This is a genomic window from Terrabacter koreensis (assembly GCF_054783315.1).
In genome coordinates this window covers 370,489-394,127 of record NZ_BAAGQU010000005.1, presented here as the reverse complement: position 1 = coordinate 394,127, position 23,639 = coordinate 370,489, and the positions used below count along the sequence as shown (strand labels likewise).

19 protein-coding genes and 3 tRNA genes are annotated in these 23,639 nt (G+C 70.5%); 9 read left to right on the top strand and 13 right to left on the bottom strand.

The features are described from left to right. The first annotated feature begins 11 nt into the window (after positions 1-11). Both ACYVNR_RS14110 and xylB read left to right on the top strand, forming a co-directional pair. A complete protein-coding gene (locus ACYVNR_RS14110) occupies positions 12-1,529 on the top strand; it encodes a mannitol dehydrogenase family protein (protein ID WP_461048724.1) in 1,518 nt (505 codons plus the stop codon). Beyond that, positions 1,505-2,947, top strand: coding sequence for a xylulokinase (gene xylB, locus ACYVNR_RS14105; protein WP_461048722.1), 1,443 nt, complete (start codon positions 1,505-1,507; stop codon positions 2,945-2,947). Before ACYVNR_RS14110 ends, xylB begins: the two co-directional genes overlap by 25 nt. A gap of 39 nt (positions 2,948-2,986) precedes the next feature. Here xylB and ACYVNR_RS14100 read toward each other — a convergent pair whose 3' ends face one another. The 6 genes from ACYVNR_RS14100 to ACYVNR_RS14075 all read right to left on the bottom strand — a co-directional run bounded on the left by ACYVNR_RS14100 (position 2,987) and on the right by ACYVNR_RS14075 (position 10,819). After that, positions 2,987-3,697 (bottom strand): flavodoxin family protein, encoded by a 711-nt coding sequence (locus tag ACYVNR_RS14100; RefSeq protein WP_045190757.1) that lies wholly within the window; start codon positions 3,695-3,697, stop codon positions 2,987-2,989. Positions 3,698-3,753: 56 nt separating this feature from the next. Beyond that, positions 3,754-5,514, bottom strand: coding sequence for an arginine--tRNA ligase (argS, locus tag ACYVNR_RS14095; RefSeq protein ID WP_045190758.1), 1,761 nt, complete (start codon positions 5,512-5,514; stop codon positions 3,754-3,756). A 67-nt stretch (positions 5,515-5,581) separates the two neighbouring features. Beyond that, positions 5,582-7,537: a sunset domain-containing protein gene (locus ACYVNR_RS14090; RefSeq protein WP_045190759.1), complete on the bottom strand. Its 1,956-nt coding sequence runs from the start codon at positions 7,535-7,537 to the stop codon at positions 5,582-5,584. A gap of 162 nt (positions 7,538-7,699) precedes the next feature. Beyond that, positions 7,700-9,340 carry an AMP-binding protein gene (locus tag ACYVNR_RS14085; RefSeq protein WP_045190760.1) on the bottom strand — a complete coding sequence of 547 codons (1,641 nt, stop codon included), beginning with the start codon at positions 9,338-9,340 and terminating at the stop codon, positions 7,700-7,702. 110 nt (positions 9,341-9,450) lie between these two features. Then, a complete protein-coding gene (locus tag ACYVNR_RS14080; RefSeq protein WP_045190761.1) occupies positions 9,451-10,134 on the bottom strand; it encodes a maleylpyruvate isomerase family mycothiol-dependent enzyme in 684 nt (227 codons plus the stop codon). A 58-nt stretch (positions 10,135-10,192) separates the two neighbouring features. After that, positions 10,193-10,819 (bottom strand): mycothiol-dependent nitroreductase Rv2466c family protein, encoded by a 627-nt coding sequence (locus tag ACYVNR_RS14075; RefSeq protein ID WP_045190762.1) that lies wholly within the window; start codon positions 10,817-10,819, stop codon positions 10,193-10,195. 79 nt (positions 10,820-10,898) lie between these two features. On the opposite strand from ACYVNR_RS14075, the gene ACYVNR_RS14070 reads away from it, so the two are divergent. Beyond that, positions 10,899-11,360, top strand: coding sequence for a MarR family winged helix-turn-helix transcriptional regulator (locus ACYVNR_RS14070; protein ID WP_045190763.1), 462 nt, complete (start codon positions 10,899-10,901; stop codon positions 11,358-11,360). A gap of 123 nt (positions 11,361-11,483) precedes the next feature. Next, complete coding sequence (locus tag ACYVNR_RS14065) at positions 11,484-12,401, top strand: hypothetical protein (protein ID WP_461048718.1); 918 nt, start codon at positions 11,484-11,486, stop codon at positions 12,399-12,401. A gap of 72 nt (positions 12,402-12,473) precedes the next feature. On the opposite strand, the gene ACYVNR_RS14060 is transcribed toward ACYVNR_RS14065, so the two are convergent. Beyond that, positions 12,474-12,546 (bottom strand) — tRNA-Arg (locus ACYVNR_RS14060). A gap of 420 nt (positions 12,547-12,966) precedes the next feature. On the opposite strand from ACYVNR_RS14060, the gene ACYVNR_RS14055 reads away from it, so the two are divergent. Next, positions 12,967-14,811: a phosphoenolpyruvate carboxykinase (GTP) gene (locus tag ACYVNR_RS14055; RefSeq protein WP_045190766.1), complete on the top strand. Its 1,845-nt coding sequence runs from the start codon at positions 12,967-12,969 to the stop codon at positions 14,809-14,811. A gap of 147 nt (positions 14,812-14,958) precedes the next feature. After that, the gene (locus ACYVNR_RS14050; protein ID WP_052677269.1) at positions 14,959-15,459 is read left to right on the top strand and encodes a DUF6328 family protein; all 501 of its coding nucleotides are present in this window, start codon (positions 14,959-14,961) and stop codon (positions 15,457-15,459) included. Between the two features lie 202 nt (positions 15,460-15,661). Here the strand turns inward: ACYVNR_RS14050 and ACYVNR_RS14045 are convergent. Next, positions 15,662-15,748, bottom strand: a tRNA-Ser gene (locus ACYVNR_RS14045). A 193-nt stretch (positions 15,749-15,941) separates the two neighbouring features. Here ACYVNR_RS14045 and ACYVNR_RS14040 point away from each other — a divergent pair. Continuing rightward, complete coding sequence (locus ACYVNR_RS14040; RefSeq protein ID WP_461048715.1) at positions 15,942-17,480, top strand: LCP family protein; 1,539 nt, start codon at positions 15,942-15,944, stop codon at positions 17,478-17,480. A gap of 199 nt (positions 17,481-17,679) precedes the next feature. Here the strand turns inward: ACYVNR_RS14040 and ACYVNR_RS14035 are convergent, their stop codons facing one another. Continuing rightward, positions 17,680-17,883, bottom strand: coding sequence for a cold-shock protein (locus ACYVNR_RS14035; RefSeq protein ID WP_013491183.1), 204 nt, complete (start codon positions 17,881-17,883; stop codon positions 17,680-17,682). A 227-nt stretch (positions 17,884-18,110) separates the two neighbouring features. Further along, positions 18,111-19,073 (bottom strand): dihydropteroate synthase, encoded by a 963-nt coding sequence (gene folP / locus ACYVNR_RS14030; protein ID WP_045189693.1) that lies wholly within the window; start codon positions 19,071-19,073, stop codon positions 18,111-18,113. Between the two features lie 599 nt (positions 19,074-19,672). On the opposite strand from folP, the gene ACYVNR_RS14025 reads away from it, so the two are divergent. After that, positions 19,673-20,146, top strand: coding sequence for a lactococcin 972 family bacteriocin (locus ACYVNR_RS14025; RefSeq protein WP_461048713.1), 474 nt, complete (start codon positions 19,673-19,675; stop codon positions 20,144-20,146). Next, positions 20,143-20,748: a hypothetical protein gene (locus tag ACYVNR_RS14020; protein ID WP_461048711.1), complete on the top strand. Its 606-nt coding sequence runs from the start codon at positions 20,143-20,145 to the stop codon at positions 20,746-20,748. Before ACYVNR_RS14025 ends, ACYVNR_RS14020 begins: the two co-directional genes overlap by 4 nt. Here the strand turns inward: ACYVNR_RS14020 and ACYVNR_RS14015 are convergent. The 3 genes from ACYVNR_RS14015 to cysE all read right to left on the bottom strand — a co-directional run bounded on the left by ACYVNR_RS14015 (position 20,709) and on the right by cysE (position 23,617). Beyond that, a tRNA-Ser gene (locus ACYVNR_RS14015) sits at positions 20,709-20,799 on the bottom strand. The two genes, ACYVNR_RS14020 and ACYVNR_RS14015, sit on opposite strands and share 40 nt — an antisense overlap. Positions 20,800-20,914: 115 nt before the next feature. Further along, positions 20,915-22,741: a serine/threonine-protein kinase gene (locus tag ACYVNR_RS14010; RefSeq protein ID WP_461048709.1), complete on the bottom strand. Its 1,827-nt coding sequence runs from the start codon at positions 22,739-22,741 to the stop codon at positions 20,915-20,917. Positions 22,742-22,888: 147 nt separating this feature from the next. Next, a complete protein-coding gene (cysE, locus tag ACYVNR_RS14005) occupies positions 22,889-23,617 on the bottom strand; it encodes a serine O-acetyltransferase (protein WP_461048707.1) in 729 nt (242 codons plus the stop codon). Positions 23,618-23,639 lie beyond the last annotated feature (22 nt).

Here is a 23,639-nt window from a genome sequence, read left to right as displayed (position 1 = left end):
GAAGAGGACCCATGACCACCACGCCTGCACCGTTGCCGTCGCCACCCGCGCGGCTGTCGGCGAGCACGTATGCCGCCCTCCCGCCGGAGGTGGGCAGGCCGGCATACGACCGCAGCACGGTCACCCCCGGCATCGTGCACTTCGGCGTCGGTGGCTTCCACCGCGCGCACCAGGCCATGTACCTCGACCGGCTCATGGAGAGGGGCGAGGCCCTCGAATGGGGCATCTGCGGTGTCGGCGCCCTCCCCCACGACCGCCGGATCGTCGACACGCTCACCGCGCAGGACGGGCTCTACACGCTGGTCGTCAAGCACCCTGACGGGCACCGGGAACCGCGCGTCATCGGCAGCATCGTCGAGATGCTGTTCGCACCGGACGACCCGCAGGCCGTCGTCGACCGGCTCGCCGACCCACGCACGCGCATCGTGTCCCTGACGATCACCGAGGGCGGCTACCTCGTCAACCAGGTGACCGGGGAGTTCGACGCCGACGACCCCGCGATCCGGGCCGACCTCGAGGAGGGCGCGGTCCCTCGCACCGTCTTCGGCTACGTCGTCGCCGGGCTCGCGGCGAGGCGAGCCGCCGGCCAGACGCCGTTCACCGTCATGTCGTGCGACAACCTCCCCGGCAACGGCGACGTCGCGCGCAGGACGATGACGGCGTTCGCGCGGCTCAAGGACCCCGGGCTGGCCGACTGGATGGACGAGCACGTGCAGTTCCCCAACGGCATGGTCGACCGCATCACCCCGGTCACGGCGCCCGAGGACATCGACCGGCTCGCCGACGAGTTCGGCGTGCAGGACGGGTGGCCCGTCGTCTGCGAGCCGTTCACGCAGTGGGTGCTCGAGGACCACTTCACCGACGGGCGCCCGCCCTTCGAGGACGCCGGCGTGCAGCTCGTCGACGACGTCGTGCCGTACGAGCTGATGAAGCTGCGGCTGCTCAACGCGAGCCACCAGGCGCTCTGCTACCTCGGCTACCTCTCGGGCTACCGCTACGCGCACGAGGTCTGCCAGGACCCGCTCTTCGTCGACTTCCTGCTCGGCTACATGGAGCGGGAGGGCAGCCCGACGCTCCCCGACGTGCCCGGCGTCGACCTCGAAGCGTACCGGCACCAGCTCATCGAGCGCTTCGCCAACCCGGAGGTGCGTGACACGCTCGCCCGCCTCTGCGCCGAGTCGTCCGACCGCATCCCCAAGTGGCTCGTCCCCGTCATCAACAGGAACCTCGAGACGGGCGGTGAGATCGCGCGCTCGGCCCTCGTCGTCGCCTCGTGGGCACGCTATGCCGAGGGCGTCGACGAGCAGGGCGAGCCGATCGAGGTCGTCGACCGCATCAGGGACCGCGTCATGGCGGCGGCCGCCCGGCAGGCCGACGACCCGCTGGCGTTCCTGCGCGACAGGGACCTCTTCGGGGGGCTCGCGGACGACGCCCGGTTCGCCGAGGTCTTCACCGAGGCACTCTCGGCCTTGCACGAGAAGGGCGCTCGGGAGACTCTGCAGTCATGGAGCAGTCGGGTGAGCACGTGACCCACGGCCGGACCCTCGTCGCCGGGGTCGACAGCTCGACGCAGTCGACGAAGATCGTCGTGTGCGACGCCGACACCGGCGCGGTGGTGCGCACCGCCCGGGCACCCCACCCCGACGGGACGGAGGTGCATCCCGACCGGTGGTGGGAGGCGTTCGAGCAGGCCGGCGGCGGCGGCATCCTCGACGGGGTGGCCGCCCTGGCCGTGGGCGGCCAGCAGCACGGCATGGTCGCGCTCGACGAGTCCGGCGCCGTGGTGCGAGACGCGCTCCTGTGGAACGACACCCGCAGCGCCCGGGCGGCCGGCGACCTGACCGACGAGCTCGGCGGGCGCTCGGCGTGGGTCGACGCGGTGGGCCTCGTGCTCGTGCCGAGCTTCACCGTGACCAAGCTGCGATGGCTCGCCGAGCACGAGCCGGAGAACGCCACCCGCGTCGCCCGAGTGGTGCTGCCGCACGACTGGCTGACCGGACGGATCCTGCAGCAGGGCAACGGTTTCGAACAGTGGACCACCGACCGCGGCGACGCCTCGGGCACGGGCTACTGGTCGGCCGCCACGGGCGAGTACCGGCCCGACCTGCTGAAACGGGCCTTCGGCCGGGACCTCGAGGTGCCGCACGTGCTCGCGCCCGCCGAGGCGGCCGGGCGCACCTCCGACGGCAGGCTCGTGGCGGCAGGCACCGGCGACAACATGGGCGCCGCCCTCGGCCTGACGCTGCACCCCGGCGACGTCGTGGTGTCCCTCGGCACCAGCGGCACGGTCTTCACGCCGCACCGCTCCGCGATCCGCGACGAGACCGGCGCCATCGCGGGGTTCGCCGACGCAACCGGTCACCACCTCCCGCTCATGTGCACCCTCAACGCCGCACGCGTGCTGACGGCCGCGGCGTCGATGCTCGGCGTCGACCTCACCGAGCTCGATCACCTTGCCCTGCAGGCTTCTCCGGGTGCCGGCGGGCTGAGCCTGCTGCCGTATCTCGACGGCGAGAGGACGCCCGACCTGCCCGACGCGACGGGCACGCTCAGCGGGCTCACCCGTTCCAACTCGACCCCCGAGAACCTCGCCCGGGCTGCGGTCGAGGGCATGCTGTGCAACCTCGTCGCCGGCGTCGACGCCCTCCGCGCACACGGCGTCGGCGTCGAGCGCATCCTGCTCATCGGTGGCGCCGCCGCGTCGCGGGCCGTCCGCGAGATCGCGCCAGGGCTCTTCCGCGCACCCGTCGTCGTGCCGGCCCCCGCCGAGTACGTCGGGGTCGGGGCAGCCCGGCAGGCCGCCTGGGCGCTCTCGGGCGAGGCGGACCCGCCGACCTGGGCGCTCGAGGTCGACTCGGCGTATGCCGTCGGCCCGGGTGACGAGGAGGCCCATGCCGCCGTCGTGGCCCGCTACCAGGACCTCCTCGCGCGCACGCACGGCCGCTGACGGCGGCGACAGCGACGTCACGGGGCGGCGCCGCACTCCTCAGCGGTACTCGGGGTTGTGCCAGCCGAAGTGCTCGCCCTCGTTCCACGCCGACCGCTGGTTGCCGTAGGCCGGCACGCCGCCGGCGTCGTGCAGCATGCGGGCGAGGTGCATGAGGTTCCACGTCATGAAGGTCGTGTTGCGGTTGGTGAAGTCGTTCTCGGGGCCGCCGCTGCCGGGGTCGAGGTAGCTCGGTCCGGGCCCGGCCTCACCGATCCAGCCGGCGTCGGCGTTGGGCGGGATGGTGTAGCCGACGTGCTGGAGGCTGTAGAGGACGTTCTGCGCGCAGTGCTTGATGCCGTCCTCGTTGCCGGTGATGAGGCACCCTGCGACCCGGCCGTAGAAGAGGTACTGGCCCTTGTCGTTGAGCTGCCCGCTCAGCGAGTAGATCCGCTCGATGAACCTCTTGGTGACGCTGGAGTTGTCGCCCAGCCAGATCGGGCCGGCGACGACGAGGATCTGGCTCTCGAGGATCCCCGGGTAGAGGTCGGGCCAGGCGTCAGTCTTCCAGCCGTGCTCGCGCATGTCGGGGTAGACGCCCGTCGCGACGTCGTGGTCGACGAGACGGATCTCGTCGACGGCGACGCCGTGCTCGCGCATGATCGCCGTGCTGGCGTCGACGAGGCCCTGGGTGTGGCTCAGCTCGGGGCTCTTCTTGAGGGTGCAGTTGACGTACGTGGCCTTGAGGCCCGTGAAGTCCCAGTCGGTCATGGGACGACTCTCCTCCCGGCGGAACGGGCCGGGTGGAAAATCGCCACACGGCCGTCCTACATCTGGTCGGGTGACTCCAGGCCGAGCAGGTCGAGGCCGGTCGTCATGACCCTGAGGACGAGGGCGCACAGGGTCAGCCGCGACTCCCTGACCTCGTCGAGCTCGGCCTTGAGCACCGGGCAGTTCTCGTAGAACGCGGAGAACGCCTGGGCCAGCTCGAAGAGGTAGCTCGCGAGCCGGTGCGGCTCGTAGGTCGCGCCGACCTCGGCGACGACGTCACCGAAACCGAGCAGGTGCATCGCCAGCGCCCGCTCGTGGGGCTCGCCGAGGATCAGCGTCGCCTGCTGGGCGGCCGGGTCGTGGCCCACCTGGCGGAAGATCGACCGGATGCGGGCGACGACGTACTGCAGGTACGGGCCCGTGTTGCCGGTCAGTGCGAGCATGCGGTCGAGGTCGAAGACGTACTCGCTGTCGTGCGCGACGGACAGGTCGGCGTACTTCACGGCACCGATGCCGATCTGGCGCGCGATGGTCGCGCGCGTCGCGTCGTCGAGCTCGGGCCGGGCCTCGTCGATCACCGACCGGGCCTTGTCGACGGCCTCGTCGAGCAGCGCCATGAGCCGCAGGGGCTTGCCCGAGCGGGTCTTGAGGATCTTGCGGTCGTCGCCCAGCACGTTGCCGATCTGGACGTGGATGGGCGTGACGTCGTCGGGCAGCCACCCGGCCTTGCGCGCGGTGTCCCACACCATGTTGAGGTGCAGCGCCTGCGGGGCGCCGATGACGTAGAGCACCCGGTGCGCGTCGAGGTCGTGGACGCGGTACTTGATGGTCGCCAGATCCGTTGTGGCATAGCCGTATCCACCGTCCGACTTGCGGATGATGAGCGGCACGGGCTTGCCCTCGCGGCCGGTGTAGCCGTCGAGGAAGACGCACAGGGCGCCGTCGGACACCTCCGCGATGCCCCGCGACTCGAGCTCCTCGCAGATGCCGGGCAGCGCGTCGTTGTACATCGACTCGCCTGCGAGGTGCAGGTCGGTCAGCGTCACGCCGAGCGTCGAGTAGAGCTTGTTGAAGTAGACCTTGGAGAGGTCGACGAGCTCGTTCCAGAGCCGGAGGGTCTCGGGGTCGCCGGCCTGGAGCAGCACGACCCGCGAGCGGGCGCGCACGTTGAAGTCACCGGCACTGCCGGCGGGCTCGGCCTTCTCGGCGGCGTCGAACTTGACGCGAGCCGACTGGTAGAACGCGTTGGGGTCGGTGACGAGCAGACCTGCCTCCTCAGAGCCCTCGCCGACCTCGAGCAGGTGCTCGATGAGCATGCCGAAGGGCGTGCCCCAGTCACCGATGTGGTTCTGCCGGATGACGTTGTGGCCGAGGTGCTCGAGGGTGCGGGCGATCGAGTCGCCGACGACCGTGGTGCGCAGATGGCCGACGTGCATCTCCTTGGCGACGTTGGGCGCCGAGTAGTCGATCGGGATGTTCTGCGCCGTCTCGAGCGGGACGCCGGTGCGCTCGTCGGCCTCGACGTCCTGCAGCAGGCTCGCGAGCCAGGTGTCGGTGAAGGTGAGGTTGATGAAGCCCGGCCCACTCACCTCGACCTTGTCGCACACACCGGCGAGGTCGAGCGCGTCGACGATCTTCGACGCGACGTCACGCGGCGGCATACCGACCTTCTTGGCGAGGGCGAGCGCGGCGTTGACCTGCACGTCGGCGAACTGCGACGGACGCAGCACCGGGTCGGCCTCGCGGAAGTCGTCGCCGAGGGCGGCGGCGATCGCGGACTGGACCTTGGGCGTGAGCGCGACGAGGGGTGAAACCATGCGGGCCAGTCTATGAGCGCGCGTGGAGTGCCCGCGCCACCGTTTCAGCGGGGCGCGGGCAGCTCACTCACTCGCCGCGCTTGGTGAAGCCGGCCCGCCGGGCCGCCTCTTCGTTGTAGAACCAGACGTCGGGCTCGGCGTCGTCGTAGCCCTCGTCGTCGGGCCCGACGAAGGTCGTGCCCTCACGGGTCCCCTTGATCGCATGGCCGAGCGGCTGCGCGCCGTCGCCGATCGGGGCCGCGGAGCCGAGACCGAAGCCGCCGTCGACGACCTCGTCGAACTCCGAGACGCGCCGGCCGCTCGAGGCCGCGGTCGCCTGCGCGGGGCCCGCGTCCTCGTCCGCCGCCCCGCCTGCGTATGCCGTGTCGCCGGTCTGCGTCTGCGTGCCTGCCGAGTCGGTGGCCGAGGCGCCGGGTGAGTCGCCGGGTGAGTCGGTGGTCGCGTCGGTGGTCGCGTCGGTGGTCGCGTCGGTGGTCGAGTCGGTGGTCCTGTCTGCGTGGCCTTCCTCGTCCGGGTAGGCCGCCTCGGCGACGTCGGACGCGGGCTCCGCGTCCTGCCGACGCGGCTCCTCGGAGGTCGACCCCACCGGCTCGTCGACGTCGGACACCTCGTCGCTCTCGTGCGAGTGCGGAGCCATGTCGACGTCCTGCCCCTCGTCCGAGGGCTCGTCGCTCTCCTCCGGGCCGCGCTGCCCGGGCGTCGTGGCCCACGGCTGGCCACGATGGTCGCCCGGGTCCTCGGCGGGGGTGCCGCCGTCGGCGATCAGCTCGTCGCGGTCGTCGAGGGCCGGCACGTCGACGTGGTCCTCGTCGTCGGCACCCTTCGGTTCCGACTTCGGCTCGACCTCTGACTCGGACTCTGACGTCGATGCCGACTCCGACGCGACGCCGTCGTCGACGTCACCTTCGTCGGTGCCCGCCGGAAGCGTGTCGTCCGCGGCCTCGCGGGTCTCCGTCGCGGACACCTCGTCCTCGCCGGTGGTGCGTTGGGCCGTCGCCTCGTCGTTCGTCTGCTCGTCCACGGGGTCACCATCCACGGTGTCGTCGGAGTCGGCTCCGGCGTCGCCGGGCTCCCCCTCCGCATACCCAGCACCGGCACCCGCCATCGCGGTTCCACCTCCGGCCCCGCCACCGTCCTTCTCGGTGACCTCGTCGCGACTGGCCTCGTCTGCACCGGCCTCGTCGCCGACTGCCCCGTCAGCAACGGCCTCCTCGCCACTGCTCTCGTCGCGAGTGGCCGGGTGGCTGTGTCCGGCTCCCGGGTCGGACGGTTCCCAGGCCGGCTCCTGGTGGCGGCTCGTGCCAGCAGCGTCCGCCGACTCGTCCGCCGACTCGTCCGCCGACTCGTCCGACACCTCGGACGTGTCCTCGACGGCTTCTGAGGTCGTGTGCGCGGTGGCGTCGGTTGCAGCCGCTTGCTGCATCGGCTCGGGGGCCGAAGCGGACGAGGGGGCGAACGGGTTCTCGGCGTCGGCGAGGTCGTCCTCGTCGTCATCGTCGTGGGCGGCTGCGAAGGTCGCCCCGCCGGCACCTGCGGCGAGCCCACCCGCAGCACCAGCCGCTCCGCTGGACCGCTGTCGGGACGAGTCCTCCTGACCCGGAAGACGGTTGCCGTCCTCGTCGATCCGGTAGCCCTCGTCGTCGGTGCGCACGTCCGGGTCGACCCGGTCGGCCTGGCGCTCGAGGTCCGCGTGCTCGGCGCGGGCCGACTCGGCGGTGGCGGCGTGCTGGGCGGCCTGCTGCTCGAGGCGTCGCGCCTCGTCGGCGCGCCGCTTCGCCTCTGCGGCCGTGCGCTCGGCCTCGGCCCGGGCGTCCTGCGCCATGGCAGCCGTCACCGATGCGCGGTCCTGGCGTCCCTGCACCTCCGGCAGTCGCTCCTCCACGCGGGCGCGTAGCTCGCCGGCCTCGAAGCGCCGGGCCTCGACCTCCCTGCGCCGCCCGGCGTTGACGAAGAGCCAGACGATGATGCCGATGACGACGACCGCCACCGCGATCCAGAGCACCAGCTTGACGGTGTCGGACATGTCAATCCCCTCACGGTTTGCGGACCTTCTCGACCGGTCCCCTCGGAAACCTACTGCGAGAGCACGCCCGAGCGGCGGGTAGCGCGCCGTCGGCCCCGACGTGTCTGTCGACGCGCAGACGAATCGCCTTGCGCCGTGCCCTCGTCCGGCGAGGGTGTGAGGTCAGCCGAGCCCGAGCTTCTTCGCCGTGGTCTCGCGCATCTCGACCTTGCGGATCTTGCCGGTGACCGTCATCGGGAACTCGTCGACGATCTCCACGTAGCGCGGGATCTTGTAGTGCGCGAGCTGACCCGTGCAGAACTCGCGGAGCGACTCGGCCGTCAGCGGGGTCGCGCCGTCCTTCATGCGGATCCACGCGCACAGCTCCTCGCCGTATTTCTCGTCGGGGACCCCGATGACCTGCGCGTCGAGGATGTCGGGGTGGGTGTAGAGGAACTCCTCGATCTCACGGGGATAGACGTTCTCACCGCCCCGGATCACCATGTCCTTGATGCGACCGGTGATCTCGACGTAGCCGTCGTCGTGCATGACGCCGATGTCGCCGGTGTGCATCCAGCCGTCCTCGATGGCCTCCGCCGTCTTGTCGGGCTGCTCCCAGTAGCCGAGCATCACGGAGTAGCCCTTGGTCATGAACTCGCCGGCCTGGCCGCGCGGCAATGTCTCCCCCGTGACGGGGTCGGCGATCTTGATCTCGAGGTGCGGCCCCACGCGCCCGACGGTGCCGACCTTCTGCTCGAACGTGTCGTCGGTGCGGTTCTGCGTCGACACCGGCGAGGTCTCCGTCATGCCGTAGCAGATCGTCATCTCCTCGATGCCGGCGGCGATGAGCTTCTTCATCAGCTCTGCGGGACAAGGGGATCCGGCCATGATGCCGGTGCGCACGCTCGACAGGTCGTAGGAGTCGAAGTCGGGCAGGTTCCACTCGGCGATGAACATCGTCGGCACCCCGTAGAGCGAGGTGACCTTCTCGTCTTGCGTCGCCCGCAGCGTCGCGGCCGGGTCGAAGCCGGGTGCTGGGATGACCATGCAGGCGCCGTGGGTCGTGCACGCGAGGTTGCCCATGACCATGCCGAAGCAGTGGTAGAAGGGCACCGGGATGCACACCCGGTCGGCCTCGGTGTAGTCGCACAGCTCGCCGACGAAGAAGCCGTTGTTGAGGATGTTGCGGTGGCTGAGCGTCGCGCCCTTCGGGAATCCCGTTGTGCCAGAGGTGTACTGGATGTTGATGGGGTCGGTGTTCTTCAGGCCGGCCTGGACCCGCGCCAGCTCGTCGGCGGAGACCTCGTCGGCCCGCGCGAGCAGCTCGTCCCAGTCGCTGGTGCCGATGTAGACGACGCGGCCAAGGGCGGGGACCTCCTCGCGCACCTCGTCGACCATCTGCCGGTAGTTGCTGGACTTGAACGACTCCGCGGCGACGAGGGTGGAGATGCCCGCCTGACCCAGGACGTACTGCAGCTCGTGCGCCCGGTAGGCGGGGTTGATGTTGACGAGGATCGCGCCGATCTTCGCCGTCGCGTACTGCACCAGCGTCCACTCCGAGCAGTTCGGCGCCCAGATGCCGACCCGGTCGCCGGTCGCGACACCGACGGCCAGCAGCGCGCGAGCCAGCCGGTCGACGTCGGTCTGCAACGCGGCATACGTCCAACGCTTTCCCTGCGTGACGTCGACGAGCGCCTCCCGGTCGCCGAAGCGCGCCACGGTCGCATCGAAGTTGTCGCCGATCGTCTGCTCGATGAGCGGCGGGTCGGTCTCGCCCCGGGTGTGCGACAGCGTGGCGTCGAGGGTGTCGAGAACGTCGGTCATCGGGTGCCTCCGTGCGGCCGTGGACGGTTCACCCACACCCAACCCCGGCGTCCCCCTGCGCGCAAGGGATGTGCGCCGTTGCGGTCGCCACACCCCGACCACCTATGCGGTCAGGCGGGCTGCGTCTGCATCTTCAGCTGGGCGGCCCCGTCCCCCCCGAGCCGCTCGAGCGCGATCCGGCGACCGGTGACGAGCAGGAGGAGCGCGGACGCGGGCCCTGTGATCCGGGGGCCGCTGCCTGCAGCCCAGTCCACGTCCGTCGCGACGAGGCGGTAGCCGTCGAGCGGCAGCTGCCTGAAGACCGAGCCGGTCCACCCGTGGCGCGTGGCCCAGATGTGGTCGACCGCGATCCCGGCCGCCGTCGCACGCATCTCGAGGTCGAGTCCGAGTGGGATCGCGATGTCCTGGGCGTGCACCAGGGTGTCCGACAGGCTTCCGGCCGGAGCGATGAACGAGTTGTGCCGCCGCGACCCGATGCCGGCCCGGATCAAGTCGATGATCTCGCCGGTGGGCAGGGCCGCCTGCAGCCGCGCCGAGCGGTCGATCATCCGGTTGAGGCTGCCCGCCCTGAGCAGGCTCGGGTGGGCGGCCACGAAGCGCACGACGTCGGCCAGGTGCATCCGCTGCCCCGTGAGGTGCGCCGCCACGTGGCGCACCGTCCAGCCCTCGCAGAGCGAGGGGTGGTCCCACTGGTCGTCGGTGAGCGCCTCGAGCATCGCCACCGTGCGGCGGCGCTGGTCGTCGACCTCCGACCAGATGAGGTCCAGGTCCGGTTTCACGGCTGTGCTTGCCATTGCAATCCCCTTCTGCCACAGATTCTCTCGCTCCGCGCCCATTCGCGGAACGGATCGCTCAGGTGAAGACGGGCGGCCGCTGCCGCGTCCGCTTCAGCTCGAAGAACTCGGGGTAGCCCGCGAGGAGCCGTGCCCCCTCGAAGACGCGCACCGCATCCTCGCCGCGTGGGATGGAGTTGAGGACCGGCCCGAAGAAGGCGACCCCGTCGATGTGCGTGGTCGGCGTCCCTGCATCTCCGCCGACGGGGGCCACCCCGGCGTCGTGGCTGCGCCGAAGCTCCACGTCAGCCTCCGGGTCGTCGAAGGCCAGGGCCAGGTCCGGGGGCAGCTCCGTGAGCAGGAGGGCGATCTCGATCGCGTGACGCAGCTCCATCGGCGTGTGGTAGCGCCAGCGGTCGAACAGCTCCGCACCGAAGGCGGCATAGAACGCGGGAAGCACCTCGTCGCCGCAGCGTGCGCCGACCGCGGCCATGACGCGCGACGGGCCCCTCGTGGCCTCGATGTTCGCACGGTAGCCGGGTGCGACGTCGGTCCGGTGCTCGTTCAGCAGGTACAGGCTCATCACGTGGAAGCGCAGGTCGAGGGAGATCCGCCTCTCGACCTCGTGGAGCCAGCGTGACGCCGTCCAGGAGTACGGGCACACGGGGTCGAACCAGAAGTCCACCACGGCCGGCCTGCTGCTCATCGCCCTCACTCCTCGCTATCATCTAGTTCGATAGACTGACCAATATAGTTCGACAGTCTGACTACTTACAAGAGGTGCGATGACATCCGGACGCTCGAACCCCACCGAGCCCTTCGTCGGCCTGCTCATGTTCATCGCCGCGCGCGACGTCGAGAACCGGGTGGTGGCGGCGATGCGGCGCGCGGGCATCGACGACATCACGCTCGCCCAGGCGAGGGTCGCCGCCCGCATCGGAGAGCACGGCACCCGACTGACCGACCTCGCCGAACAGGCCCAGGTGACGAAGCAGACGGCCACGGCCCTGGTCGACCGCCTCGAGGCCGCCGGCTACGTCGAACGCGTGCCCGACCCCCGCGACGGCCGGGCCCGCCTCGTCCGCCTCACCGACAAGGCCGGGGCGCTCATGCCCGTTGCCCGCGACGAGGAGCAGCGCATCGAGACCGAGTGGGAGGCCCACCTCGGGGCCCGGCGCATGCGCCAGCTGCGTGAGGCGCTCACCCTGCTGCGCGAGATCACCGACCCCTACCGCGACGAGCCCTGAGCACCTGACCCGTGCCGCTTGACGAAGGTCACACCCCCTTCGGGACCTCCGACACTGGGCCGTCCACCCCGGCCGGAGCACGCTCGAAGCGTGAGCAGCAGAGCGCCCGACCCAGGTTCGACCATGAGGCTTCGCCCGCTCGTCCTCGTCGCCGTGACCCTGCTGACGGCCGTCGCCGTCGCCGTGGCCCTGATGGGGCGGACGAGTCCGACTCCCCCGACCGGTGGCTCACCGCCGACGACGCCGGCGACCATCGTGACGCCGACGACGTCCGCGACCGTCACGACCTCCCCGAGCCCCACGCCCACCGGCACGGCGACGAGCACGGCGACGAGCACGGCGACGAGCACGGCGAGGCCCACCGCGACCACGACACCCAGCGCGACGGCGCTGCCGCAGCTGCGAGCCTTCATCGCCGCGGCGGCACGGATGGATGACCGGCTGCACGCAGCGGCGAGAGCCATCAACGCGGCCGGCCCTCCCTGGAAGGCGGTCAGCCCCGCCCTCGCCCGAACCGTCAACGCCGCAGACATCGAGGAGATCGACCGGGCGCTCCCCGCCGGCCTGCCGGACGAGCTGCGCCTCGCGACCTTGATCGTCCACAGCGACCTGTCCTCGAGGCGGGCCGCCATGGAGAGCTTCACCTACGTGCGAACGGAGGCCGAGTACGACCCGTCCTACGGCCACACCGGACCCGAGCAGCTGCTCGCGGAGCTCGGCAACGGTGCCGCCGCCGCACGCCGGTTCGACGCCGACCTCGCCCACCTCGAGGCCGTCGCCCGCTCGACCCACGCTTTCGCGCGACCGTCCGCGTCGTCACGCGCCGCCGGCGAGCGGCTGCTCCTCATCGACCTGGTGCACAAGGCCAACTGGGGCTGTGACGCGAGGGGCGGTGGCGTCGTCACCGACCTGCCGCACATCCGGTGGACGAGCGCCACGACGGGCGAGCTGAGGATGCCCAAGTGGGACTCGACCATCCCGTTCACCGCGGTGCGCGACGGCGGCGGGCGCTACGTCTCGGCCGAGCTCACCGTCTGCTGACGGCGCACGACAGAAGAGGCCCCGGCCGCGTCTCCGCGGGCCGGGGCCTCCTGCTTCTGTCTCAACACAGAGTGCACCCGAAGGGATTCGAACCCCTAACCTTCTGATCCGTAGTCAGATGCTCTATCCGTTGAGCTACGGGTGCGTCATCCGCCCTGTCGGGCGAACGAGAAGTTACCTTAGCGCCTGCGGTCCGCTTCCACGAAATCGGCCCCCACCCGCCCCCGGACGACGGTCGAGATCCCGGTGAGGCGACCCCACGCGTACGCCCTCGGCTCGTGTCGTCCCGACCGGACACCCGACTTCCGTCGACTCTTGAAATTCCTGCAAGAAACCGACAGTGATGCGTCGTAATTCTTGCGCGACGCAAGGGTTGTGAGGCGTCTCACCGCTCGCGTCACCGCTTGCGGTCAAAGGGGCTGCCCCCGACGCGTACCTTGAAGTCATCACGTCATCTGTTCAGCATGTGGACACCTGCAGCCCGATCCGGGCTCGCCCAGGATCCACGTGGGGAGCAGCTTCACACCGGCACGACGTGGTGCCGGGCGGCACCGCGCGCGAAGGGATGGGCCCCGAGTTGACCACGACCCACGAGAAACAGACACACACGACGCACGCGGGCCTGGCCGCGTGGGTCGAGCAGGTCGCCGAGCTGACCCAGCCGCGCGACATCCGCTGGATCACCGGCTCCCCCGAGGAGTGGACCGAGCTGACCGACCAGCTCGTCGAGGCGGGCACGTTCGTGCGCCTCAACGAGGAGAAGAAGCCGAACTCCTTCTACTGCGCCAGCGACCCCACCGACGTCGCCCGCGTCGAGGACCGGACCTACATCTGCTCGGTCGACGAGAAGGACGCAGGGCCCACCAACAACTGGATGGCGCCCGACGAGATGAAGGCTCGGATGACCGAGCTCTACCGCGGGTCGATGCAGGGCCGCACCATGTACGTCATCCCGTTCGTCATGGGCCACCTCGACGCCAAGGTCCCGATGTTCGGCGTCGAGATCACCGACTCCGCGTACGTCGTCGTCTCCATGCTCGTCATGGCCCGCTGCGGCGACAAGGTGCTGCGCAAGATCGAGGAGACCGACGCGGCATACGTGCCCGCTCTGCACTCGGTCGGCGCCCCCCTCTCCGAGGGCCAGGCCGACGTGAAGTGGCCGTGCTCCGACACCAAGTACATCGTCCACTTCCCCGAGGAGCGCACCATCTGGAGCTACGGCTCCGGCTACGGCGGCAACGCCCTCCTCGGCAAGAAGTGCTACTCGCTGCGCATCGCGTCCGCGATCGCCCACGACGAGGGCTGGATGGCCGAGCACATGCTCATCCTCAAGCTCACGTCGCCCAAGGGGTCGGTCCACTACGTCGCCGCCGCGTTCCCGTCGGCCTGCGGCAAGACCAACCTCGCCATGATCACGCCCACCATCCCCGGCTGGAAGGCCGAGATGGTCGGCGACGACATCGCCTGGATGCGCTTCGGCGAGGACGGGCGCCTGTATGCCGTCAACCCGGAGTTCGGGCTGTTCGGCGTCGCCCCCGGCACCGGCGCCTCGACCAACCCCAACGCGATGGCCACCATCGAGAAGGGCAACTCGGTCTTCACCAACGTCGCCCTCACCGACGACGGCGACGTGTGGTGGGAGGGCATGACCGACGAGCCGCCGGCCCACCTCACCGACTGGCACGGCAACGACTGGACGCCCGAGGACGGCAAGAACGGCACGCTCTCGAGCCACCCGAACAGCCGCTTCTGCACGCCCGCGTCGCAGTGCCCGATGCTCGCCCCCGAGTACGACAACCCCGACGGCGTGCCGATCGACGCGATCCTCTTCGGCGGCCGCCGCAAGACGACCGTGCCGCTCGTCTACGAGTCGCGCGACTGGACCCACGGCACCTTCATCGGCGCGACGCTCTCCTCGGAGACGACCGCCGCCGCCACCGGCGCCGTCGGCGTCGTGCGCCGCGACCCGATGGCGATGCTGCCGTTCATCGGCTACCACGCCGGCGACTACATGAACCACTGGCTCGAGATCGGCAAGAGCGCGGACGCCTCCAAGCTCCCCCGCATCTTCGGCGTCAACTGGTTCCGTCGCGACGAGGAGGACGGCTCATTCCTCTGGCCCGGCTTCGGCGAGAACAGCCGCGTGCTCAAGTGGGTCATCGAGCGCCTCGACGGGGACGCCGACGCCGTCGAGACCCCGATCGGCTTCGTGCCGACCGAGGGCGCCCTCGACGTCGACGGCCTCGACCTGACGCCCGAGCAGGTCGCCAAGGCGATCGCGGTCAACCCGTCCGACTGGGAGAAGGAGCTGCCCCTCATCGAGGAGTGGTTCGCCACGTTCGGCGACCAGCTGCCCACCGAGCTGTGGACCGAGCTCGACAACCTCAAGGCCCGCGTCGGCGGAGCCTGAGACAACGGTCCACCGCCCGCTTGCCGGCGGACGGCGGACGACGTGATGCAGGGCCCGGCACCGACAGGTGCCGGGCCCTCCGTCATGCACCGGGACCTGCCGCCTTCCGGCATTCCCTTCAGGGCCGCCCTCGGGTACGTCTTGGCCATGAGCGACTCACAGCCCTACACCCGCGACGAGAGCGAAGCCGAACGCCTCGACCGCAACTTCAACGAGCAGCTGCAGGAGCTGCGCATCGCCCAGGCCGGCGTCCAGATCCTCTTCGCCTTCCTGCTCACCATCCCGTTCCAGCAGCGCTTCACCACCCTCACTGAGATCCAGCGCACGATCTACGTCGTCACGCTGCTCGCCGTCGCCGTCAGCACCCTCGTGTTCATGACCCCGGTCGCGATGCACCGGATGCTCTTCCGCGAGGGGCTCAAGGACTTCGTCGTGCGCCACACCGACACCCTCATCGGCACCGGGCTGTGCTTCCTCGGCCTCGGCATCGTCGGAGGCGTCGTGCTCGTGCTCGACGTGCTGCTCTCGCACACCACCGCGCTCTGGATCGGCGGTGCCATCGCCGTGCTCGCCGCGGGCCTCTGGGTCGCGCTGCCCGTCACGCAGCGCCGCCGCCGCCGACGCGAGAAGTCGGTCGAGGAGGACTGAGCGACGCGGTAAGCCGCCCCGGGCGGGAACGTCGGAGGCGGCGGGAGCCGTCGCGTTGCGGTCGGCGGCGGGAGCCGTCGCTGGGGAGTTCCCTCGTTCCTCGGGGACTCCCCAGCTCCTCCCAAATCCCTCGTGTTCAGTTCCAGAACGACTGAAGGACCCCGACGGAAAAGCGTGTCGGGGTCCTTCAGTCGTTCTGGAGCGGAGGCGGCGGGATTTGAACCCGCGAGAGGTTTTATCCTCAACCCGCTTAGCAGGCGGGCGCACTAGGCCACTATGCGACGCCTCCGTGCCTGTGACCGGGTCCACCAGAGCGGCGTCGGATGCACGGGCGAGCACAGGCTACCGGCACCGGAGCGCACGACCCAAACCGGGGTGACTCACGTTGACCCGCGACACACGATCCGATGCGGCATCTATCAGGTTTGCAGGGCACAATGTGCTGTCGGCTCGTGCGCGCGAGCCGATTGAGAGAGGACTCCATGACCTACCCGAACGCGCGAGGTCCCGTTGCGCCCGCGAGCCGAGAGGCCATCCGACGTGAGCTGTCGTCGGGCTTCCGCCGCGCCCTCGGCCTCACCGCTCTCGGCACCGTCGTCCCGGGTGCCGGCCTCACCCAGACCCGCAGCCGCCGCGCCGGCTGGCTGATCCTGCTCCTCGCCCTCGTCAGCCTCGGCGTGGGCGGCTACTACGTGCTGCGCACGGGCGCCACCAACGCCGCATTGTCGATCGTCGCACGCCCCAACGTCCTGCAGGCCCTCGCGATCGCCTTCGTCGTCGGCGGCATCCTCTGGTGCGGGTCGATCATCCTGACCGCCGTGCAGTCGCGGCCGACCCGCCTCGACCGCGCCCGCACCCGCACGCTCGCGGCGTTCACGACCCTCATGGTCTTCCTCGTGGCCGCGTCCTCGTTCAAGTTCGCCGAGTACGCCAGCATCACCCAGACCACCGTCGCCCAGGTCTTCGGCAGCACACCCGTCAAGCCCGGCGTCGGCGCGCAGGTCGCAGAGGGTGACGACCCGTGGGCCGACCAGGCTCGCGTCAACGTCCTGCTCCTCGGTTCGGACGCCGGCGTCGGCCGCACGGGCACACGCACCGACTCGATGATCGTCGCGAGCATCGACACCAAGAGCGGACGCACCGCTCTCATCTCGCTGCCTCGCAACCTCCAGCGCGTGCCGCTGCCGAAGACGAGCCCGCTGCGCGGCCTCTACCCGAGCGGCTTCTACGGCCGACCCGTCTGCTTCCGCGAGCAGAAGGACCCCAACGACCAGTGCATGCTCAACGCCGTGTGGACCGAGGTCGACCAGTACCGCGAGAACCACCCCGGCTCCTACAGCGGGGCGGCGCCCGGCCGTGACGAGACCCGCAACGTCATCGCCGAGGTGCTGGGGCTCAAGATCGACCACACGGTGGTCGTCGACCTCAAGGGCTTCTCGCAGCTCATCGACGCCATGGGGGGCGTCACCATCAACGTCAAGCTGAGCGGCTTCGGCACCAAGCTCCCCATCGGTGGTCACAGCGACGGCAACGGCGGCGTCATCGGCGAGTCCGGCTACTTCGAGCCGGGCCGCCAGCACCTGACGGGCAACCTCGCCCTCTGGTACGCCCGCACCCGCGCCGCCGACAGCGACAGCTACCGCCAGGCCCGCCAGCGTTGCGTCGTGCAGGCCGTCGTCAAGCAGGTCGACCCCGCCTCGATGGTCTCGAAGTATCCCGAGATCGCGAGGATCGCCCGCGACAACATCTACACCGACATCCCGGCCCAGAACCTGCCTGCCTTCGTCGACCTCATCGAGCGCGTCCAGAAGAGCGGCAAGATCAACAGTCTCGCCCTGACGCAGGTGCCCGGGTTCAACTCGGTCAGGCCCGACTACGACGCCATCCACGCCTTCATCCAGAAGGGCATCGCGCCGCCGGTGGCCACCCCGAAGCCGACCACGTCCTCGACTGCCACCCCCAAGCCGACCAAGACCAAGCCGTCCTCGCCCACCACGGCGTCGTACGACGAGTGCGACTGAGCCCCTTCACCCGCCGGAACTGAGAAGCCTCGGCCCCGGCCCACCCATCGAGAGAGCGATTCGTCCGTCGGGACGGATCGCTTTCTCGATGGTGAGAGGGGTGCACGTCGGGACACAACAAAGCCCCCGGCCGATGGCCGGGGGCTTTGTCACAAACGACTGAGGTTGGGTGTCGCTCGTTGCTGTTGATCTCGTGTGATCAGAGCGGGCGAACTGCGTCGGCCTGCGGGCCCTTCGGACCCTGCGTGACCTCGAACTCGACTCGCTGTGCCTCGTCCAGCGAACGGTAGCCGTTCGACTGGATGGCCGAGTAGTGGACGAAAACGTCGGGGCCGCCGCCGTCCTGGGCGATGAAACCAAAGCCCTTCTCAGCGTTGAACCACTTGACGGTTCCCTGTGCCATACCGGTAACTCTTCCTTCTTTAGCGTATGGGACGACGCACCTCGCGCATCCCAAGCTGCCGCTTTGACTCCACTCGACGGGCGAACCCACCGATGCCGACAAAGAAATCCCGTCACCGTTGCGGATGACGGGCACCTGCTCGACTACGAGGAACTGCAACTGCAACCGCGACGAACCTAGCAGAATACCGGCCGGTCGGCCTGCCCGACCGAATGCTTTTTGTCAGTTCACTGCCCGTTCGACGGACCACCCGTGTCCGGCCCGTCCACGGCGACCTGACGGATGCCTCGCAGGGCCACCCGCTGGGGCCGGTCACCACGGATCGTGGCGACCATGTCGACCACCCGTCGCGTGGCCCGCACGTCGTGCGCGCGGAACACGGTGGCGCCGAGCCAGGCCGCGACGGCCGTGGCCGCGAGCGAGCCCTCGAGCCGCTCCTCGGCCGGCAGGTCGAGGGCCTCACCGACGAAGTCCTTGCGCGACATCGCCTGCAGCACAGGGTAGTTCAGCGCGACGACGTCGGCGGTGTGTCGCAGGACCTCGAGGGAGTGCGCTGTCGTCTTGCCGAAGTCGAGGGTCGGGTCGACGAGGATGCGCTCCCTGGGTATGCCGGCACGCTCGGCCTCGTGGGCACCTGCGGCGAGGGTGCGCACGACGTCCCGCACGACGTCGAGCGGGTCGTCGCCGTACGTGACGTCGACGGGGTCGGTGCGCGGGGGAAGCCCGCCGGTATGTGAGATGACGTAGCCGGCGCCGATGGCCGATGCGACGTGCACGAGGTCGCGGTCGTGGCCGGCCCAGGTGTCGTTGACGAGGTCGACCGCCCCTTCGGCCTCGCGCGCCACCTCCGAGCGCCAGGTGTCGAGGCTGAGGATGACGTCGGGATAGGCGTCGCGCGCCCACTGGAGGAACGGCACGACCCGACGCGTCTCCTCGTCGGCATCGACGACCTCGCCCTCCTGGCCGGCTCGCACGCCACCGACGTCGACGAGGTCGGCGCCGAGCTCGGCGGCGCGCCCGAGGGCCTCCTTCGCGGACTCGAGGTCGGCGTGCCTGTTGCCGCTGAAGAAGGAGTCGCGGGTGCGGTTGACGATGGCCATGACGGCCGGCGAGGAGGCGTCGAAACGCTTGCCGCGCAGGACGAGAGGGCGTGCCGACGGCAGGCGCAAGGGCCGCAGGCTGTCGAGGATCTCGGCGGTGGTGGGCCCGTGATCCGGGTCGGGATGTCTCGTCACACTGTCGTATCTCACGCGGTCCTTCAAAGGTCAACGGTGGTCAGGGGCATGGTTGCGCAACTGTTATGATTGGCAGGCAGACGTCATCCACGGCCCGGCCATGCTCCCGGTCGGGCCGCGGATGGTCTGTCGGTCCTGATCGTCCCGCAATGACGGTCGACCACCGAGCCCCCGACGACGCGTCGGACGGGGGCTTTGCCATCCAAGGAAACTGAATACAGAGATGTCGTACATCGTGTCGTTCTTCGCGGCCATGAACCGTCCGCCCACAGGGATCCCGGTCGGTCAGTACAACTCCAGCACGACGTTCGAGGAGCGCCTCGGACTGCTCTGACAGCGCGTGCACCGCTCGCAACCGGCCCGGCCGGCTCGAGCACCCGAGAACAAAAGGTCTCCGGCTCCCGGAGGCCTTTTTTCATGTCCGGCGTCGGAACGGCGGCCACCCGTTTCCGGTGGCGCGCCCCCGACCCGGACGGTTGGATCAGCACACCGGGCCGGTCCGGCCCGGGCTTCGGTCGGCGCTGGTGCCGGCCACGAGAGACAGGGGACCCACCATGCGCGCTCGACTCGGCACCGTGCTCGGCCTCACCGCCGGCATCCTGCTCGCCGCGACCTCACAGCCGGCCGCAGCCAGTGCCGGCGGACCAGCGGGCAGGCCCACCACCACCGCCCAGCCGACGCGGTCCGGCACCGTCGTCGACGCCGAGGGACGCACCGTCGGGGGCTGGGTCGAGCTCGCCCCGTCGTCCGACCAGGCGGCGTCCGTGTCGGCGTCCGACGCGCCGGCCGCGTCGTCGGGCCGTCAGGACGTCGGCGGCGGCGTGTGGACCTACGGCTCCTACGACGAGAACGGCCAGAAGCACTGCTGGTCGAAGTACTACAACACCAGCTACTACCACTCGGCCACCGCAGTCATGACGAGCAGCAAGAAGGTGTACGCGTGGCAGTTCGACTACGCCGACGCGCACATCTCGGAGTCCATCCAGATCGGCGCGCTGTGCAAGGTGTACTGGGCGACCTACCCGTGACCCGGAGGACCGCCGTCGGGTCGCTGGTCGCCGCCGTCGCGCTGGGGGCCGGGTCGGTCGTCCTCGGCGCGCTCGCGTCCGGCTACGGCCCGCTCTCGCTGCGTCCCGACCCGGGCGTGGTGTGGCTCCGCTACGTCAGCGGATGGCTCGGAGCGGCGTGGGCGTGGGGCCTGCTCGGGATGGCTCTCGGCTGGGTCGCCACCCGTTTCGTCCCGGCAGTACTGGCGGCGTCGGCAGGGCTGCTCGTGGCCGTGGTCTCCTACTACGTCGCCAAGTCAGCCGTCGGAGTCACGTCCGGCGTGGACTGGAACGCCACCCGCTTCTGGTGCGTGGCCGCGCTCGTCACGGGACCGGCCCTCGGACTCGTCGGCCACGTGGCCCGGCGGCCGCGGTGGGTTGCGCTACCGGCCGCCCTGGTCGGCCCGGCCCTGATGGTCATGGACGTGCGTCGCAGCGCGGCAGGGCCGTCCCGACCCGGCGCCGACCTCGTCGTCCTCGCTGCCGCGGCCGCCCTGGCCACTGCCCTGGTGGCGCGGGTCGCGCTGGCCGGCAGCCGACCCGATGGCGGAGGGCGTGGGATTCGAACCCACGATGGGCTATGAACCCATAGCGGTTTTCAAGACCGCCGCACTAGGCCACTATGCGAGCCCTCCAGTGTCCGCGGAAGTCTAGCCGCGCCGCCCGCACGCGTCCGAATCGACTCAGATGTACATCGCCGGGACGAGCCACTGGTTGGCGGCGTCGCGCTTCGGGAAGCGCAGCACCGCATCACAGCTGCCTGCTGCTCAGCACTGTGGACCGGTCGATCTTGAGCTGTCCGCTCTGACGTACCAGCGAGAAGGCGGTGCGCTCCACGTAGGTGCGGCCGTCCTTGTAGACGTATCGCAGGGTTGCGACCACTGATCCGGGTGGGGACCCCGTGACGTCGCTGGCCTGCACGGTCGCAATGGCACTCCAGAACCTCTCGTAGGTCCGGCGGCTCGTGGCTGTCGTCGTCCGGTAGCGCGGAGTCAGCTGCGCCCAGCCTGCATCGGTGCCTTCCGGGAGCCGGGAGTAGTAGTCGCGGACCGCGCCAGCAAGTTCGGCACCACTCGGAGTTCCGCTCGACGGCGGCCTCTCAGAGGTCGGCGTGGGACCCGACGGGGCGGTCGACGAGGGGCGAGGCGGGGGCGTGGTGGTGCGGCTCCCGACGGGTGGCGCCGCTCCGGTCCCCGGGGGAGGAGTCGAGCCCAGCCGCGTCGACGAGCTCGTGGGCGCACTCGTTGCCGCCCGGGACTCGGACACGGCTCCCGCCGTTTCGGAGGCGCTGGGCGACAGGACCGTCGGGGCGTCGCCGGGCCTGTTCACGAGGAACACCACGACGAGGCCGAGGACAAGCACTGCTGCCGCGGCCAGCAGCACACCAGCTCCGCGCCGGCGCGTCGATGCATGGCGGACCGGCGCCTTCGAGTGTGACGTGTCCGCAGCCACCGACGGTGAGGCGCCTCGGGCAACCGGCTCCGGAGCCGATGCCGCCGGGTACTCCCCGGACAAAGCAGCAGCGGCCGCCGTCGCACCTGGTCTCGACTCCGACCGCGGCGTCAGGCGAGGCTCAGAACCGGGTCCCGGCTCCGGACGAGGCTCGGGCTCGGGTAGCGCCCTGCCACCGAGCACAGGCTCGGAGGGGAGCTCGACGGTGTGGCCACCCCCCGCCTCGTCGGCCGCCGGCTTCCCGGCGACGGGCAGTTCCGGCTCGGTGTCCGGTCGGACCACTTCGAGAGGCAGCGTGTCGCCGGCGCCCGCGGCGACGGCCTCGAGCGCCTTCGACGCCTGCTCCATCGTCGGGCGATCCGCCGGCGCACTCGCCAGCATCCACACGAGCACCCGGGAGAGGCTCCCCGCCCGACGCGGGGGGGTGATCGACTGCGAGGCGACGCGGTGCAGCAGCGCTATGGGGTTCTCGCCTGCGCCGAACGGCGGCGTCCCTTCGACCGCGGCATACAAGGTCGAGCCCAGCGAGAAGACGTCCGATGCCGGAGTCGACGGACCGCCGCGGGCCACCTCCGGTGCCAGATAAGCGGGGGTGCCGGCCAGCATCCCGGTCGACGTGAGCGTCGCGTCGCCGTCCGCCCTCGAGATGCCGAAGTCCGTGAGGAGAGGAGTGCCGTCATTGGCCAGGAGGATGTTCCCGGGCTTGACGTCGCGGTGGACGATGCCGGCCTCGTGCGCCGCGACCAGTGCTGCTGCGACGCCCGCGCCGATCGCGGCAACCTGGCCGACGGGGAGCGTGCCGTCGGCCGCGAGGACCTCGTGGAGGCTGCGCGACGGGAGGTACTGCATCACGAGGCAAGGGGCACCCTCGTGGTCCACGACGTCGAAGACGGGCACTGCGTTGGTGTGGTGCAGCCGAGCGGTGATTCGCGCCTCCCTCATGGCGCGTGCGTGAGCCACCTGGGTGTCGACCTCGGACAGGTCCACGAGCGAGCGCAGTTGTTTGATCGCCACAGCACGGCTCAGCCGCTCGTCCCAAGCCAGCCACACGTAGCCCATGCCGCCGGACCCGATGAGGTCGAGCAGGCGGTATCGCCCTGCGATGACACCTCGCTGCTCGTTCACTGCTCTCCCGCCTCCGGTCGACGAACCACACGTACCCCGCGGCGGCGGTCGATTCCGCACGACGGCGAACGCAAAGAGGGCCCGGACCGGGTCGCGGTCGGGGCCCTCTTCCGGGAGAGGCCTCAGGGGCTCGCGTGCGAGCTGCGCTCAGATGTACATCGCCGGGTCGAGCCACTGGTTGGCGGCGTCGCGCTTCGGGAAGCGCAGCACCGCCGGCACACCGGTCGCCACCGCCCCGTTGGGCACGTCCTTGACCACGACCGAGTTGGCGCCGATCTGGGCGTCGTCGCCGACGAGCACCGGGCCGAGCACGCGGGCCCCGGCGCCGATGGTCACGCGGTTGCCCACCGTCGGGTGACGCTTGACGTGCTCCATGGATCGGCCGCCCAGCGTGACGCCGTGGTAGAGCATGACGTCGTCGCCCACCTCGGCGGTCTCGCCGATGACGACGCCCATGCCGTGGTCGATGAAGAAGCGGCGGCCGAGGCGAGCCGCGGGGTGGATCTCGACGCCGGTCACCGAGCGCGCGAACGTCGCGAGCACTCGAGCCGGGAGCCGACCGCCGGGCCGCTTCCACAGCTCGTGGATGCCCCGGTGCGCCCAGATCGCGTGCAGCCCGGGCGAGGTCAGAACCACCTCGAGCCGCGAGTTGGCGGCGGGGTCGCGGGCGATCGCTCCGTCGACGTCCTCGACGAAGCGGTCGGCGAGCTTGCGCACGAGACCGAGCGGGCCGGCATACGTCGGCTGCTCGGCCGCGGGCGCGACGGACGCCGCCGGCGCGACGGCAGGGACGCGGGCGCCACCCTCACCACGCACGAGCGTCAGGGGCGGCTCGGCCGGCCTGGGCTTGCGGTCGATCTGGGGTGCAGTGCTCATGCACGTCTCCTTGGTGGCGCTG

What these genes read in the sequence shown, in the direction of transcription:
- ACYVNR_RS14110 (WP_461048724.1), top strand. Translation starts at nt 12, where the DNA reads ATGACCACCACGCCTGCACCGTTGCCGTCGCCACCCGCGCGGCTGTCG.
- xylB (WP_461048722.1), top strand. Translation starts at nt 1,505, where the DNA reads ATGGAGCAGTCGGGTGAGCACGTGACCCACGGCCGGACCCTCGTCGCC.
- ACYVNR_RS14100 (WP_045190757.1), bottom strand. Translation starts at nt 3,697, where the DNA reads ATGACCGACTGGGACTTCACGGGCCTCAAGGCCACGTACGTCAACTGC.
- argS (WP_045190758.1), bottom strand. Translation starts at nt 5,514, where the DNA reads ATGGTTTCACCCCTCGTCGCGCTCACGCCCAAGGTCCAGTCCGCGATC.
- ACYVNR_RS14090 (WP_045190759.1), bottom strand. Translation starts at nt 7,537, where the DNA reads ATGTCCGACACCGTCAAGCTGGTGCTCTGGATCGCGGTGGCGGTCGTC.
- ACYVNR_RS14085 (WP_045190760.1), bottom strand. Translation starts at nt 9,340, where the DNA reads ATGACCGACGTTCTCGACACCCTCGACGCCACGCTGTCGCACACCCGG.
- ACYVNR_RS14080 (WP_045190761.1), bottom strand. Translation starts at nt 10,134, where the DNA reads ATGGCAAGCACAGCCGTGAAACCGGACCTGGACCTCATCTGGTCGGAG.
- ACYVNR_RS14075 (WP_045190762.1), bottom strand. Translation starts at nt 10,819, where the DNA reads ATGAGCAGCAGGCCGGCCGTGGTGGACTTCTGGTTCGACCCCGTGTGC.
- ACYVNR_RS14070 (WP_045190763.1), top strand. Translation starts at nt 10,899, where the DNA reads ATGACATCCGGACGCTCGAACCCCACCGAGCCCTTCGTCGGCCTGCTC.
- ACYVNR_RS14065 (WP_461048718.1), top strand. Translation starts at nt 11,484, where the DNA reads ATGAGGCTTCGCCCGCTCGTCCTCGTCGCCGTGACCCTGCTGACGGCC.
- ACYVNR_RS14055 (WP_045190766.1), top strand. Translation starts at nt 12,967, where the DNA reads ATGGGCCCCGAGTTGACCACGACCCACGAGAAACAGACACACACGACG.
- ACYVNR_RS14050 (WP_052677269.1), top strand. Translation starts at nt 14,959, where the DNA reads ATGAGCGACTCACAGCCCTACACCCGCGACGAGAGCGAAGCCGAACGC.
- ACYVNR_RS14040 (WP_461048715.1), top strand. Translation starts at nt 15,942, where the DNA reads ATGACCTACCCGAACGCGCGAGGTCCCGTTGCGCCCGCGAGCCGAGAG.
- ACYVNR_RS14035 (WP_013491183.1), bottom strand. Translation starts at nt 17,883, where the DNA reads ATGGCACAGGGAACCGTCAAGTGGTTCAACGCTGAGAAGGGCTTTGGT.
- ACYVNR_RS14025 (WP_461048713.1), top strand. Translation starts at nt 19,673, where the DNA reads ATGCGCGCTCGACTCGGCACCGTGCTCGGCCTCACCGCCGGCATCCTG.
- cysE (WP_461048707.1), bottom strand. Translation starts at nt 23,617, where the DNA reads ATGAGCACTGCACCCCAGATCGACCGCAAGCCCAGGCCGGCCGAGCCG.